The following is a 13,985-nucleotide window of genomic DNA, read 5'->3' as shown; positions in this document are numbered from 1 at the left end:
GTTATTTGCCTTGTTTTTGCGCTTTTTCAACTGCGATTTCAGGACAAAGCGCTAAGCGAGTTTTAAGTCCTTCAATCGCTATTTGCTTAAATATTAAGTTAAAACTTATTAAAACGGCAATAACGATATGAATAGGACCGTGCGTAAAGCCTGCATCTGTGTCAAAGAGCATTAACCCGAATAATAAGAACATGGTAGCTAAAAATATTTCAATCAACTGATTGGAATATAACTTTAGAGTACCTTGGTTTTTGTGATCTTTTTTGATGTGGATAGCACAAAAAAAAGGAATCACTTTAATTTTAAAGTGAGCGCCTTTTTCAACGTAATTTTCGCCGAGGAGGTCTAGTTTGGCGCGCAATTGATCTATCATAGCAAGTCCTTAAGAAACTGAGCCGCGGATGTTACCGCAAACAGGGCTAAAGGGCTACTCAGGATAGATACTCATACCAATCACAAAAATGTGGCATACAAATACAACTGAGGTTAAAACAAATCGCATTTTTTGATAATCAACGTGATAGGTTTGCCACTGCGGCGAGCTTTTCTCGAATAATAATACAAGCCAAAAGCTTGCCGCTAGCCAAGCGAGAGTCCAGGTTGTTGGTAAAAAACTTAAAAAGCCAATAGGTAAGATAGGAATGATCGCTTTAATGGCATCAGCATGCGTTTGCTGGCCTGCATGCCATAAGTTACCAGCCATAAAGGCTAAAATAGCGATGCTATAAAAAGTGAAAAAGTCTAAGTTGACAGCATTACTGCCTGCGATGAGTGGCCAGCCAACGCAGCCTAAAAACGGCAGTAAACCTAAGTAACCGAGTTGAATGTGATTAATAAACTTTTCCATAATGACCTTAAAACCGCTTAAATTAAAAAGCATACCTAACGGTATGCTTTTATCTTTTAACTATTTTATACCAGTTAGGCGGCTAAAACGATCGCTTTATTGTTGGCGTAACTCTCGACGTAGAATTTTGCCAACCGTCGATTTAGGTAATTGTTCCATAAAAATGATTGATTTAGGCACTTTATAAGCACTTAAGTTTTCGCGGCAATAGTCACTCACTTGTTGCTCATCAATGTGCTCTTTTAAGGTAATGTAGGCACAAACACGCTCCCCAGTTTTTTCATCTTTTGCGCCAATTACGGCCGCTTCGCAGATTGCAGGGTGCTGACAAAGTACGTTTTCAACTTCATTAGGGTACACGTTAAAGCCAGAAACAATAATCATGTCTTTTAAACGGTCTACAATTTTGTAATTACCACTTGGAAGTTTCAGACCCACATCACCAGTTTTGAAAAAACCTCGTTTCATACATTTGTCTGTTTCGTCTTGACGCTGCCAATAACCAATCATCACCTGCGGGCCTTTAACAACTATCTCGCCAGACTCACCGTCAGCAACAGGCTCGTCGTTTTCATCCCAAATTTCCACGGTGGTGTTTGATAGTGGGCGGCCAATGCTGCCAATTTCTTCTTTTTTAAAGTCATTAAGTGTGGCAACGGGCGAGGTTTCTGACAAGCCATAGCCTTCTGTGATTGTGCAACCTGTGGTGCTCATCCACGCATCAGCTGCAGCATGTGTTAAAGCTGCGCCCCCTGAAACTGTCATTTTTAAGTTTGAAAAGTTCAGAGCCTTAAACCCCGGGTGCATGCACAAGCCAATAAAAAGGGTGTTAATACCTGAAAAGTAATTAATTTCAAACGGTTCTATTTGCTTCACTAAAGCATCGAGGTCACGAGGGTTTGGAATAAGTACATTAAATTGCCCCATGGCAAATAGGCCAACCATGTTCACCGTAAAGGCGTAAATATGATAAAGCGGAAGCGGGCAAATACCGGTTTCTTGGCCTGGCGTTAAAATGTCATCAAAGCGCTCATTCATTTGCTCGGCATTGGCTAAGATGTTGCCATGACTTAGCATTGCGGCCTTGGCAACTCCAGTTGTCCCGCCAGTGTATTGTAAAACAGCAATATCGTCACGACTTGCCTGATGAGCGCTAAGTGGTGTGAGCCTTTCACCTTGGCGAATGAGTTCATTTAATGAAAATTGACCCTCTTGCAATGTCGGCTCAGCAACCGCGGCTGCAACAATAACGGTTTTGATCGAGGTATCATTGATAATCGTTGCTAATTTATCGGTAAGGGCGTCAAGAATAACAATGGCTTTAACATCTGCATCATTAAACTGATGCAGCATTTCACGAGCAGTGTAAAGCGGGTTGGTATTTACAACGATTAATCCGGCTCGAAATGCTGCATAGGTAACGATAGGGTAGTCAACAATATTAGGCAGTTGAATAGCGATTCGATCCCCCGCAACAAGACCGCTTTGATGCTGAAACCACTGTGCTAAATAGCGAGATTGTTGTTCTACTTGAGAAAAAGTGAGCGTTTTACCTGCACTGTTATAGGCAGGAAGAGCGGCATACGTCTGACATGTATGCTCAATTAATTGCGTGAGGTTATCATGTGTGTCCATGGTTGTTCCTTAGCGTGTTGTTCTTATTAGTTGTTGTTTGATGAGGCGATCAATCACAGAACTCATTATCCAATTCGGTAAATAACGGCTCATGATATAGGTTAGTTTAGATTGTAAGCCTAAGATCACCATTAATTTTTGCTTATCTAAGCCTTGTAAAACTTGCTTAGAGGTTACGGTTGAGTTTTTAAGTAAAGTGTCAATTTTATAAGTACAAATTAAGCTGACTTTAATATTGCTTGGTTTTAACTTTTGACGTAGCTCCTTTGTAAGAAGTAAGAAGCTGGGGTCTGGTGAAAGTTTGTTTGCATTGGTGGTGGGAGTCGTTAAAGCTAGGTGACTATTCATATCAAGGTAAGGGCTTATTGCATTAGCAAAATTGTGACTGGCTAAACCAAGTTTGTGACAAGGTTGCTCACTGTTCTCAAAACAAAATTGTGAGCACTCTATTGCTAATTCGGGTTTGCCTATCGCTGAAATAGCATTGTTTACCTGGATTTGTAACGCTTCAAAATCGGCAATGTTGCTCGCAAAAAATTCAACGTACTGATCTGTATTTTTAAGCTCAATTAAGGCATGTCTGGTTTTATCGCTAAATTGAAAACCGAAGAGAGCTACATCGTCACCTCGGCGAATATAATGCTTTGCTAACTCGAACCCAACGCCACTGTTGGCACCTGTAATAAACACTCTTCTTAACATGCATGACCAATAATTAGCGAAACTAGCTAGTCAATATATATAAGTTGTTAACAGAAAACTTAGCTTTAAACGACTTGTTTTTAACTTTTTACGCCATTAACAGGAATGAGACTTACGATAATTTTTTGGTGGAATACCATACCAACGCTTGAAAGCTCGAGTAAATTCGCTGTAATTAGAAAAGCTTAATATATCTGAGATGTTTGATAAGCTGAGGCTAGATTCAGTTAAATACTGATGTGCTAAATTACAACGCACGTCATCGACTAATTCACGAAAGGTTGTGTCATGCTTTGTTAAGTGCCGCTGCAAGCTACGTGCACTCATTGATAGCTTTTCGGCGATCAGATTTACACCAAACTCTTCATGAAGTAGATATTGTTTGATCAGAACTTCAACGTGATCAGAGATGTTTTCTCGTTTCGTGTCTTGAAGGTGTCCGAGCTGTTGGCTAAGTATAGAAAATAACTGTTTATCTGAATTTTTAATAGTGAGCTTGAGATATTTTTTATCAAATACAACTGCGGTGTGTGCGCAGTTGAATGTTGGAATTTGCCCAAGGGCTTGACGATAAACACTAGGATTTTCATCGCAACTGTGGGGAAGCTCCAAACGATGCAGTTTTATTTGATCATCGGTTAATTGCTTTAACAAATTGACCCCAACACTTAAAGCTAAGTCGGCACCATGGTAAACACTCAATTTTAAGCTACTGCGCACTAAAAACGACAGTTTTACATAGTCTTGGTCTACTTCAAGGAGTAAGTCAGCGCTATTTTGATGCACATGATAGTACTTAGTTAAATTTTTTAACGCCATTTCAAGGGTGTCGCAATTCCCCATCAAATAACCCACTGACCCCAAAATGTTCAAGCTTTGCCAACGGCCTAACTCTAACCCGAAATAGGGCAGGTTTAATTCTTTCGCTGTGATTTCTAACAACTGGATGAGTTGCTGATACTGCACAAAGTTATTGGCTTCTTGTAATTGCTTTCTGTCTAAACCAACGCGCGATAGTAGTGCGTCAGGGTTCACCAATTTACTTTCAATCAGTTCAATATAGCCGTGTAGAGCAGATACTCTAATTAGATCAGGTGCTTGTGTTAATCGGGGCATAGTGTGCTCTTTTTGAATGTGCTGGCGTAAAAAGTAAAAACAATTGCGCGAAAAGTAAAGTAATAGAGGTCATTAAAGTTTAACAATGTATTAACTGATTGGTCTGAGAACGGTGAATAGGGCCGCAATATACTTAAGAGGAACACACAATGCATTACTCAAAAGTTTTTATAAGTGGCGGCAATGGTTTCATTGGTCGAACACTTGCGCGCTACTTTAAAGCGCATGGAATCGATGTATGTGGGGTTGATTTAATTCCCTGTGAAGAGCTCAATATTATTGCAGGTAATTTAAATGAGCCAGCTAGCTGGCGCTCATTAATGAATGACTGCGATTTAGTTATTCATACAGCGGCAATTGTTTCAAACGCGTTTAGTTACAAGCAAACCTGGCAGGCGAATGTCGGTTGGACGAAAAATTTGCTTGATGCAGCTGTGGCAGCAAACACCGTAAAACGTTTTATTCATATTTCGTCGACCGCAGTCTATGGCAGTGATTTGCAAACTGACATTAAAGAAGATGCACCTTTGTTTCCTGATGGTCGAGCCTATAACGACTCGAAAATGATGAGCGAGCATTTATCGCTAAGCTATCACGCCAGTAAAAAACTCAATGTCACGATTATTCGTCCTGGCGATGTATACGGACCAGGATCACGACCTTGGATAGCCTACCCTTTACAAGAAATCGCAAAGGGGACATTTATGGTGCCCGAGGGCATGTTTGGACCTATTTATATTGATGATCTAGTCAAAGGCATTTACTTAAGCGCCATGAGCGATGATGCAAGCGGTGAGATTTTTAATCTATCAGGACCTGAGCAAGTGACTAATCAAACTTATTTTAATTACTTGGCTCAGGCGCAAAAGAAAAAGCAGGTCAAGGTTGTGAACTACGCCTTAGCAATAAAGTTAACAGGGTTTATCGAGTGGTGTTATCACTTGGTCGGTAAAACTACCGATATCAACCCATCAACAATGCGTATGCTAAGCCGTAAAAGTGCGGCATATAGTAATGAAAAAGCACATCGTATTTTGGGTTATAAGCCTGAATTTACCTTACAGCAAGGTATGCAACATGCATTGCAGTGGGCGTATGAGCAAGGGCTTTGCAAAGAAGAACTGCGGATAGATACCGCTCCAGTAAATTAAAGAAATATTAATAGTAAGTGAAAAGAGGGCACACTCATGGCATTACCAGATATTATTAACCATCAAGATTTTTTACTGACAATACATACCAACGATGAAAAGCTAATTAAAAACGCCTTACCTGGCGTACACATTTACCCATTGATGCTAGATTCTGAGAATGGGGTATGGGTACTACGTGTTTTATTTGAACCAGGCACGGTTTTACCAAGACATTTCCATACTGGAGTCGTGCACTTATATACGCTTGCAGGGAGTTGGCACTACACAGAATATCCAGATGATTTACAAGTGCCGGGTAGCTATTTGTTTGAGCCAGGCGGTTCGATTCATCAATTTCAAGTTCCAAAAGATAATACTGAAATGACCGATACCTTTATGGTAGTTATGGGCTCTAACATTAACTTTGACCCTGATGGTAACTATATGAATATTATGGATGCCGGTTGGATTGAGCAAGTGATGTTAGCTGCCGCAAAAGAGCAAGGAATTGAGCCTAACTATATTAAACCAAAGAGCTTATACGGCTTTAATAAGTAATTTTATTCCTTTATGTGAAAGCCCTTTATCATGTAACTGGTTGAGGGCTTTATAGTTTTTATTACTTTTAGCTGTTTAATCTAAAAAACAAATCAATTTAATCTAAACAATCAATTTTATTTTAATCGCTCACACCTCTATTGTATTAATCAAGCAGACGCAAGACTGCGTTAATTAAACATTTTTAAAACATCAATGAGGAATACTATGAGCACTTCATTAATTAACACAAAACTACAACCATTCAATGCAACAGCTTACCACAACGGTGACTTTGTAGAGCTAACAGAAAAAGACGTGCTAGGTAAGTGGTCAATCTTCTTCTTTTACCCAGCAGATTTCACTTTTGTATGTCCTACAGAGCTTGGTGATGTTGCAGATTACTATGAGCAACTTCAAGAAATGGGTGTTGAAGTTTACTCAGTATCAACTGACACTCACTTCACTCACAAAGCATGGCACGATACGTCAGACACAATTAGTAAAATCAAATTTCCAATGATTGGTGACCCTACAGGTCGTATCACACGTAACTTCGGTGTGATGATCGAAGACGAAGGTCTTGCTCTTCGCGGTACATTCGTAATGAACCCTGAAGGCGAAATCAAAGTAATCGAAACTCATGACCTAGGCATCGGCCGTAGCGCGAAAGAGTTAGTACGTAAAGTACAAGCTGCTCAGTACATTGCTAACCACGACGGTGAAGTATGTCCTGCATCATGGCAGCCAGGTGAAGAGACACTTGCTCCTTCACTAGACCTAGTTGGCAAAATCTAATTTGCCATAGCATTAAACGATAGCAAAGCCTCGCTTTGCTATCCAAATGTAACTTTAACTGCCCATCACAACTCACATTAAGCACATTAGCGGGTGGTGGGTAGTTTCCTAAAATTTTTCTAGCTTATTTATTCTGAACTCAAGGGCTAAGCCATGTTAGATACGAATATCAAAAACCAATTAACAAGCCACTTTGCTTCTATTACCAGCCCTGTTGAGCTGCTTATCGCCTTGGATGACAGCAATAAATCAACAGAACTTAAAAACTTAGCAAACGATTTAGCATCGTTAAGCGATAAATTCTCGGTGCGAGATAACCCAAACCAAGACGTACGTCGTCCGTCTATGGTGGTATCTTCACCTATTAACAATACGCAAATCACATTTGCGGGTGTGCCTATGGGCCACGAATTCACCAGCTTGATCCTTGCACTCCTTCATACAGGTGGTCATCCAAGTAAGGCATCAGAGAGTGAAATTGAACAAATTAAATCATTACCTGGGCCGCTTAACTTTGAAGTGTATATTTCATTAAGTTGTCAAACATGTCCACAAATAGTGCAAGCACTAAACTTAATGGCAGCACACAACGAAAACATTACGGCCACTATGATTGATGGTGCTTTGTTCCAAGACGAAGTGAATGAGCGTAATGTTTTAGCAGTGCCGGCTGTATATTTAAATGGTGAGCTATTTAGCCAAGGCGCAGTTAACCTTACCGACATACTAAACAAAGTAGATACTAAAGCAGCAGCACGCCAAGCTGAAGCATTAAGTGCTAAAGAGTTGTTTGATGTACTTGTTGTTGGAGGGGGGCCAGCTGGGGCTTCTGCGGCAATCTATTCGGCACGCAAAGGCTTGAACACGGGCGTGGTTGCAGAGCGTTTTGGTGGTCAGGTTTCAGATACTTTAGCAATTGAAAACTTTATCTCAGTTAAAGCGACCGAAGGCCCTAAATTAGTTGCTCAACTAGAAGAGCACGTAAAAGAATACGATGTTGATGTTATGCAAAACCAACGTGCGACATCACTTACTAAGCAAGGTAATTATCAAATCACACTAGAAAATGGCGCGGTTTTGAATGCTAAATCAGTGGTATTAGCAACCGGTGCACGCTGGCGTGAAATGAACGTACCAGGTGAGAAAGAGTATCGCGGTCATGGCGTTGCTTACTGTCCTCACTGTGATGGTCCGTTATTTAAAGGTAAAGCCGTTGCGGTTATCGGTGGTGGTAATTCAGGTATTGAAGCTGCAATCGACCTTGCTAACATTGTTGAGCATGTCACCGTGCTTGAATTTGCTGATACCCTACGTGCTGACGAAGTTCTTATTCGTAAAGCAAATAGCTTAAACAACATTACGATTATCAAAAACGCGCAAACGACAGAAGTTGTTGGCGATGGTAAACGAGTTACAGGCTTAAGCTATGTTGACCGCATCTCTGGTGATAAAAAATCGCTTGAGCTTGCAGGTATCTTTGTGCAAATAGGCTTGGTGCCAAACACTGAATGGTTAAAAGATTCAGAGTTATCACTGACTCGCTTTGGCGAAATCGAAATCGATAGCAAAGGTGCAACATCATTACCGGGTGTTTACGCGGCAGGTGATGCAACAACAACGCCGTTTAAGCAAATCATTATTGCAATGGGCAGTGGCGCTACAGCAAGTTTAGGTGCTTTTGATTACTTAATTCGCCACAGCGAAGAGACACAAAGCACCGAAGATGCAGCTTAATTAATGACTCTTGATTAGGCAGCTCACACCCATAGCTGCCGTCTTAAAGCCGCCCTCTCCAAAGGCGGCTTTGTTTTTACTGATACTGCGCTGCAGTAATAAACTCCGAGAAACTTTCACACCAAATAACCACTGTATTGTAATCGCTGACATCAATACCTTGTGGCACAGCTAATTTAAAACCATTGAATGAACGCACCCCTGCAACACGTTGCATTGTGCCTTTTTGTGCTAAAAAATCGGCTTCGTTATCGACAAAGTTGCGTGATAGGTAAAGTTGATAGTCAGGACCAGGAGATAAAGTGCCTTGCATAGAAATAGCATCATTTGTTAGGTACACCATGCCATCACCATAATGCAAGCGGTCTGAACCTTTAAGATTTGGTTTAAACTCAGCACTAAACTGAGCTCGACCTTGATGCTGCTTCAATATGCCAGCCTCAGGAGCAGGTTGCTCAGTTAAAATTGGTAAACTGTAAACCCCAGCCATAAAACCCGCAGCGAAAATTGCTGATGCCACGATAATGATGAGCAGTGCTTTTAGCATGATTACTCCTTATTATTTAGCGTTATTCTATGACGTTGCTTTAAAGAAAAATGTTTTTCAACATCACCAAAGTATTGCAAATAAAGTTGATCAAGCTCACCAGATTGCTGTAGCTTTTGCATGCCTTGTTCTAACATGTCTCTAATGTGTTGATTTTCTCTACTTAAATAAAAGTAATATTCACTGGGGTATTGCAACATGATGTTTGGTGCAATGACAAAATTGAACTGTTTTAGTCTATTTAGTTCACTGTCAATTGCTAGTACTGAGCGTGGAAAGTAATCACCAAGCCCTGTTTTGAGGGCTTTGATCATACCTGGATAATCAAGCTCTCCATTAACTGTTAAACCATTATTTTTCAGCACGGTATAATCAGACCAGCTCTGTTTTTGGAGGCCAACTAAGGGAGCTAATTCTGCAAGGGTTTTAATGGAGCTAAACTTTTCTTGGTCTTCGTCGCGGATAATCAGTAAACGCTGGCCATGTAAGCCTTTGTAGAGTGGGATAGTTGTTTTTACTAGAGAGTCAGTTTGCTGGAGAGGCAAAGATAACCAAGCTAGGGTAATTGTTTTATTCTGACTCAGCTGCTCTACAATACGTTTATTATTCATTGGCTTAACGTTGTAAAGCAACACAACATTCGCATCCATTGCAGCAAAGCTTTTGTTGAGAATATCGTGGATATATTGGTTTTTTACCGCTTCGATATAGTTTGGTTTTGCAAGCTGAATAACAATTTGCTCATGCGCAAAGCTTTGTAGACTCCACAGAACAAATGTTAATAGTAATATAAATGCTGCCCTGTTCATTAATGTAAGTCCCTGTTTTTTGAGCGCAGCTCTACATTATACTTTGAAAACATGCACCTGCTGTTGTAATTTCGAAGCCAATGAAGCCAATTCTTGGCTGGCTTGCGCATTTTGTTGCGAGCTTTCGCTAACCAGTGAAATGCTACTACTAAATTCATTAATATTACAACTTAGTTCGTTGGCAACAGTGGTCTGCTCATCTGTTGCAGTGGATACTTGGTTGTTCATATCGGCAATAAGAGCCATTTCTTGAGTAATTTCAGAGAGTAATTGTGATGAGCGCTCGGCGTATTCAACACTTTGTTTGGCACTTTCGTCGGCATTGCCCATGGCGGTCACTGCCTGCTGCGCCATTGCTTGTAGTTTACTAATCATTTCATTAATACTCGCTGTGGCTTTTTGCGTGTTGTGCGCAAGCTGCCTGACTTCATCGGCTACTACTGCGAAACCGCGACCTGACTCACCTGCACGGGCAGCTTCAATGGCGGCATTTAACGCAAGTAAGTTCGTTTGTTCTGCAATACCCTGGATCATCATCACCACTTGATTGATATCAGTTGATTGTGTGTTTAACTCATTGATTAGTTTTGTATTCGCATTAACGACATGTGATAAGCGGTTTATTGCATCAATATTTTCCTGCACAGATTGCTGACCCTGTTTGGCTGTTTTATCTGTGTGAGTTGCTTTTTCTGACGTTGATAATGCATTGGCGGCAACTTGCTCAATCGCACTACTCATTTGCGTAATGGCAGTTGCAATCATCGCCGATTGATGTTCTTGCTCTGTGGCTGTGCTGGCTACTTGATCACTAATTGAGTTCATTTGTTCAGCCGCAGATGAAAGTGTGAGTGTTGCGCTCGTTACATCATTTACTAAAGTATGAATGCGTTCCATCATGGCATTAAAGTGATGTGCTGCTTGGGCGATTTCGTCATTACCATGGGTTTTGGCGCGCAGACGTAAGTCGGCATTCTCAGAGATAGAACCTATCGTTTCACTCAGAGATAACAATGGGTTATGAATAGAGCGGTATATAATAAAGGCAATAGCCAGCAACAAAATAATTAAAACTGTGATAGATGCTGTCATAGCGATACTGACCTGAGCAAAATCTTTATCTGCGGAGTTTTTAAACTTGTTAGCCTCATTGATTTGTAAGTTTATAAGTCCTTGATAACTTTCACTGAGTGGGTCAAACACATCATAAAGACTTTTTACGAACACCTTGTTAGGTACTGCTTTAAGTTGGTCACTTTTAACTTGGGTTAAAAACGTGCTGAGTTCGCTTTCGACCACACTGAGGTTCTTTTCAACTATATTTACTAGGCGCTGCTCTTCTGTGGTGAGCTTGGTTCCTAAGTAGCTTTTCCATTTGTTGTCAGCGACTTTTTTTGCATTTTCAACGGCGGCTAGAAAGTCAGTTTTTGAAATTTGCTCAGCGCGGTATTTATGAAATAAATCAACAATGCTAACCGCGTAATTGTCCGATACTGTTTTTATCTGCTCAAGAGGTATGACTCTATCGTCATACAAACTGTCGATGCCTTTTATCAAGTTCGACATAATAGACATTGTAAAAATAGATGTGATCACAAAAACTGTAACCGGTAACAAAGCCAATACGGCTAATCGCGTACGAACGGTATAGTTATTTAACATGAGCGTGCAAATTTTTGTAAGGACTTAGTATTAAAATTAATAGATAAATGGTTTTAAGCAAATTTTTGCAATTATTTTGAAGCTTTTTATCTAGGTAGGTATTTCATCTTTTAAATAGTTATGAAGCGTGCTTAACGCTAGTCAAGTTAACAAAGCCAGTATTTACACTGGCCTTGTTTTGTACCTACTTTTACATTAATGGCCTCGGTTAGGCAATTGTCTAGGCATTTGTCTTTGTGTATTGCGGCGCATTTGTTGGCGCTGCATACCTTGCTGACGTGCTCTATTTGCTTGATTTAATTGCTGCATACGATTTTGCTGTCTGTTTTGCGTATGCTGGCGTTGCTGCAATGTTTGCCTCGCTTTACTTTTATCTATGCTTTGTAATTTATTTTGCACTTGTTGGCGGTCAATGTTTTGTGACCGATCTTTGATTTGTTGCTGTTTATCTCTGGGTAATGTTTGCCATTTACCCTCTACACGTTGTTGCCATTTATCAGCATCATGTTTGAGCACGTTACCCTTTTGATCAGCGAAAACATTATTTGCCTTATCGCGTTGGCTAATAGCAGTTTTTAAATCGCGTTTAACCTGCTGTTTTGAGGCAAGACGAGATTTACTTTGATCGCGCTTATAAATATTAAGTCTTGGCTGTTTATTAAGATGCCCCGGTTTATGGCCGACATTAATTTTGTTGCCTATATTGATGTTGCCATTATTAATAATAACTGGGCCACGGTAACCACCACCATACCAGCCATTACAACAATGATAAGGTCGATAATGGGTTGGCCAACCTACATTCCAATTCATACCTAGATTTAAAAAACCATTGCTCCAACTTAAGCCAAAAGACCAGCCTGTCCAGTTGTTATAGCCAATATTAAAGCCCCAAGTCGGTGGGCGAGGGTAGTAGTAGCCACCGCCCCAGTATGGCGGGTAATACCAACCTGTTCCATACACTGGCACGCCATAATATGGGTATGACCACATGTAACCTGGGTAATAACCGACGTAAACTACTTCAGGGGTTGACTCGTAAATATCAACATATGTCACGTTGTATACAGGAGAACTTGGAGGAATTTTTGCTATGTCGTCTTTTGGAATGCTATCAGCAACAAGCCAAGGCCCTTGTGCGGAGTCTGCCTTAAACCACACCGCATTATCGACAGCATAATATTTGCCTTTAATTTGCAGCACTTGTGCATCGGTATTAATGGCATAAGAAACCTGCGTGCCTGGGATCCGTTCAAACTTAGGCTTGCCATCATAATACACAGTCAAACTGGTGTCTTTACGGCTGATAGCCGCTGTTTGAGGCACTTTAGCATCTAATACAGCCTCGTCAGCTTCTTCAGTACCAGCAACCGAAACTCTGAGGCCACCTAAATCTGATTCAGGTGGAATATTGGCAAAGCTCTCTGGTAACTCATCACCACGTACAAATGTCCATGGGCCTGTTTGCTGTTTAGAGCGATACCAGCGCCCAGATAACAATACGTACATATTGTTAGTTTGCATATCACGCAGCCATGGGGTTTCTGTATTAAACACATACATGAGCTCGCCACCGGTTAGGCTTTTCCATTTAGCTTCGCCATCTGTTGCAATGAGCTCGGTAGGTTTAGTTGCCACAACAATGGCTGGTGGCGCAATAAGACTTGATGTTTCCGTATCTTTAGGGAGCATTTTTACAAGTTCAGCCGGTGGCGACTGAGTATATTCATAAGGCCCTTTGGCTTGTTTTGCCTGATACCAAAATTGCCCATCGGTGAGATAACAAAGTTTGCTTTTGCTATCTTTAATCACTGTCATGGCGGTGTTTAAAGCGCGCTCATATTGGCTGTTTTCAATTTTACTAAACTTAGGTTCACCATCAAAACTAAGTAAAACTGACAATTGCTCTTTGAAAATAATCGCCGGAGGATCGGTTTTTAATTGCGTTAAACTTTGTTCTGCTGCTTCTGCACTTTCCAGGCTGGCGGTGAGTTGCGAAAGAGAGGTTTCGAATTGACTGGCTTTTATTGCTTCATTAACGACAGCAGTAAACTGTTGTTCTCCAGCATCTTTTGATTCAGGCCAGCGTACATCGGTGACAGTCATATTGCGAACGGTGACGGTATCATTTTCGCGGTCAGTATCTAATTTAGCGGTAAACCAAAATACGCCAAACACAGCGTCATTGCCTGAAACCGAAAATGACATTGCTGCACGGGCTGTTAAAGTATTACCGTTTAGTTTCTCGGGTTGTGGTTGATAAACTATAAGTGTGCCTTGTGATGTTTGCACTTGTTGCGGCCACTCAATAGCTTGGCTATAAAATGAAAATAAGCAGAAAAAAGAGAGTATTAAAACCCTGAGGGCAGTAATAAAAGGCAGGGGGAGTTTCATGGTCAATCCTTGGCTAACATAACTATTTAAAGTATAGCCAATGACATCGAAAACGCTTGAAGATTGTTCCT

Annotated in this window: 13 protein-coding genes; 4 read left to right on the top strand and 9 right to left on the bottom strand. The window is 40.8% G+C overall.

Annotated elements, in window-relative coordinates:
- Window position 1: 1 nt before the first annotated feature.
- From EVU92_RS19240 to EVU92_RS19220, 5 genes are all read right to left on the bottom strand, one after another.
- The gene (locus tag EVU92_RS19240; protein ID WP_130052768.1) at window positions 2-373 is read right to left on the bottom strand and encodes a hypothetical protein; all 372 of its coding nucleotides are present in this window, start codon (window positions 371-373) and stop codon (window positions 2-4) included.
- Window positions 374-427: 54 nt separating this feature from the next.
- A complete protein-coding gene (locus EVU92_RS19235) occupies window positions 428-847 on the bottom strand; it encodes a DUF3429 domain-containing protein (protein WP_130052767.1) in 420 nt (139 codons plus the stop codon).
- Window positions 848-943: 96 nt separating this feature from the next.
- Window positions 944-2,482, bottom strand: a complete 1,539-nt coding sequence (locus EVU92_RS19230) for an AMP-binding protein (protein WP_130052766.1) — start codon at window positions 2,480-2,482, stop codon at window positions 944-946.
- 9 nt (window positions 2,483-2,491) lie between these two features.
- Complete coding sequence (locus tag EVU92_RS19225) at window positions 2,492-3,184, bottom strand: SDR family NAD(P)-dependent oxidoreductase (RefSeq protein WP_130052765.1); 693 nt, start codon at window positions 3,182-3,184, stop codon at window positions 2,492-2,494.
- Window positions 3,185-3,280: 96 nt separating this feature from the next.
- Window positions 3,281-4,300, bottom strand: a complete 1,020-nt coding sequence (locus tag EVU92_RS19220; RefSeq protein WP_130052764.1) for an AraC family transcriptional regulator — start codon at window positions 4,298-4,300, stop codon at window positions 3,281-3,283.
- A gap of 149 nt (window positions 4,301-4,449) precedes the next feature.
- On the opposite strand from EVU92_RS19220, the gene EVU92_RS19215 reads away from it, so the two are divergent.
- The 4 genes from EVU92_RS19215 (at window position 4,450) to ahpF (ending at window position 8,502) form a co-directional block, all read left to right on the top strand.
- Entirely contained in the window at window positions 4,450-5,451 is a 1,002-nt protein-coding gene (locus EVU92_RS19215; protein WP_130052763.1) for an NAD(P)-dependent oxidoreductase, read from the top strand.
- A 36-nt stretch (window positions 5,452-5,487) separates the two neighbouring features.
- Window positions 5,488-5,991, top strand: a complete 504-nt coding sequence (locus tag EVU92_RS19210; RefSeq protein WP_130052762.1) for a 2,4'-dihydroxyacetophenone dioxygenase family protein — start codon at window positions 5,488-5,490, stop codon at window positions 5,989-5,991.
- A 207-nt stretch (window positions 5,992-6,198) separates the two neighbouring features.
- Window positions 6,199-6,768 carry an alkyl hydroperoxide reductase subunit C gene (gene ahpC, locus EVU92_RS19205; protein ID WP_130052761.1) on the top strand — a complete coding sequence of 190 codons (570 nt, stop codon included), beginning with the start codon at window positions 6,199-6,201 and terminating at the stop codon, window positions 6,766-6,768.
- Window positions 6,769-6,921: 153 nt separating this feature from the next.
- Window positions 6,922-8,502, top strand: a complete 1,581-nt coding sequence (ahpF, locus tag EVU92_RS19200) for an alkyl hydroperoxide reductase subunit F (protein WP_130052760.1) — start codon at window positions 6,922-6,924, stop codon at window positions 8,500-8,502.
- A 76-nt stretch (window positions 8,503-8,578) separates the two neighbouring features.
- Here the strand turns inward: ahpF and EVU92_RS19195 are convergent, their stop codons facing one another.
- The 4 genes from EVU92_RS19195 to EVU92_RS19180 form a co-directional block, all read right to left on the bottom strand.
- The gene (locus tag EVU92_RS19195) at window positions 8,579-9,049 is read right to left on the bottom strand and encodes a DM13 domain-containing protein (RefSeq protein ID WP_130052759.1); all 471 of its coding nucleotides are present in this window, start codon (window positions 9,047-9,049) and stop codon (window positions 8,579-8,581) included.
- Between the two features lie 2 nt (window positions 9,050-9,051).
- The gene (locus EVU92_RS19190; RefSeq protein ID WP_130052758.1) at window positions 9,052-9,858 is read right to left on the bottom strand and encodes a transporter substrate-binding domain-containing protein; all 807 of its coding nucleotides are present in this window, start codon (window positions 9,856-9,858) and stop codon (window positions 9,052-9,054) included.
- A 36-nt stretch (window positions 9,859-9,894) separates the two neighbouring features.
- Window positions 9,895-11,520 carry a methyl-accepting chemotaxis protein gene (locus EVU92_RS19185; RefSeq protein ID WP_130052757.1) on the bottom strand — a complete coding sequence of 542 codons (1,626 nt, stop codon included), beginning with the start codon at window positions 11,518-11,520 and terminating at the stop codon, window positions 9,895-9,897.
- Window positions 11,521-11,715: 195 nt separating this feature from the next.
- The gene (locus tag EVU92_RS19180; protein WP_130052756.1) at window positions 11,716-13,914 is read right to left on the bottom strand and encodes a carbohydrate-binding family V/XII; all 2,199 of its coding nucleotides are present in this window, start codon (window positions 13,912-13,914) and stop codon (window positions 11,716-11,718) included.
- Between the last annotated feature and the right edge of the window lie 71 nt (window positions 13,915-13,985).

It is taken from the genome of Pseudoalteromonas sp. MEBiC 03485, assembly GCF_004195145.1.
GTDB classification, from domain to species: domain Bacteria; phylum Pseudomonadota; class Gammaproteobacteria; order Enterobacterales; family Alteromonadaceae; genus Pseudoalteromonas; species Pseudoalteromonas apostichopi.
Note: the sequence above shows the minus strand (reverse complement) of the source record. Positions and strands in the feature narration are given on the sequence as shown.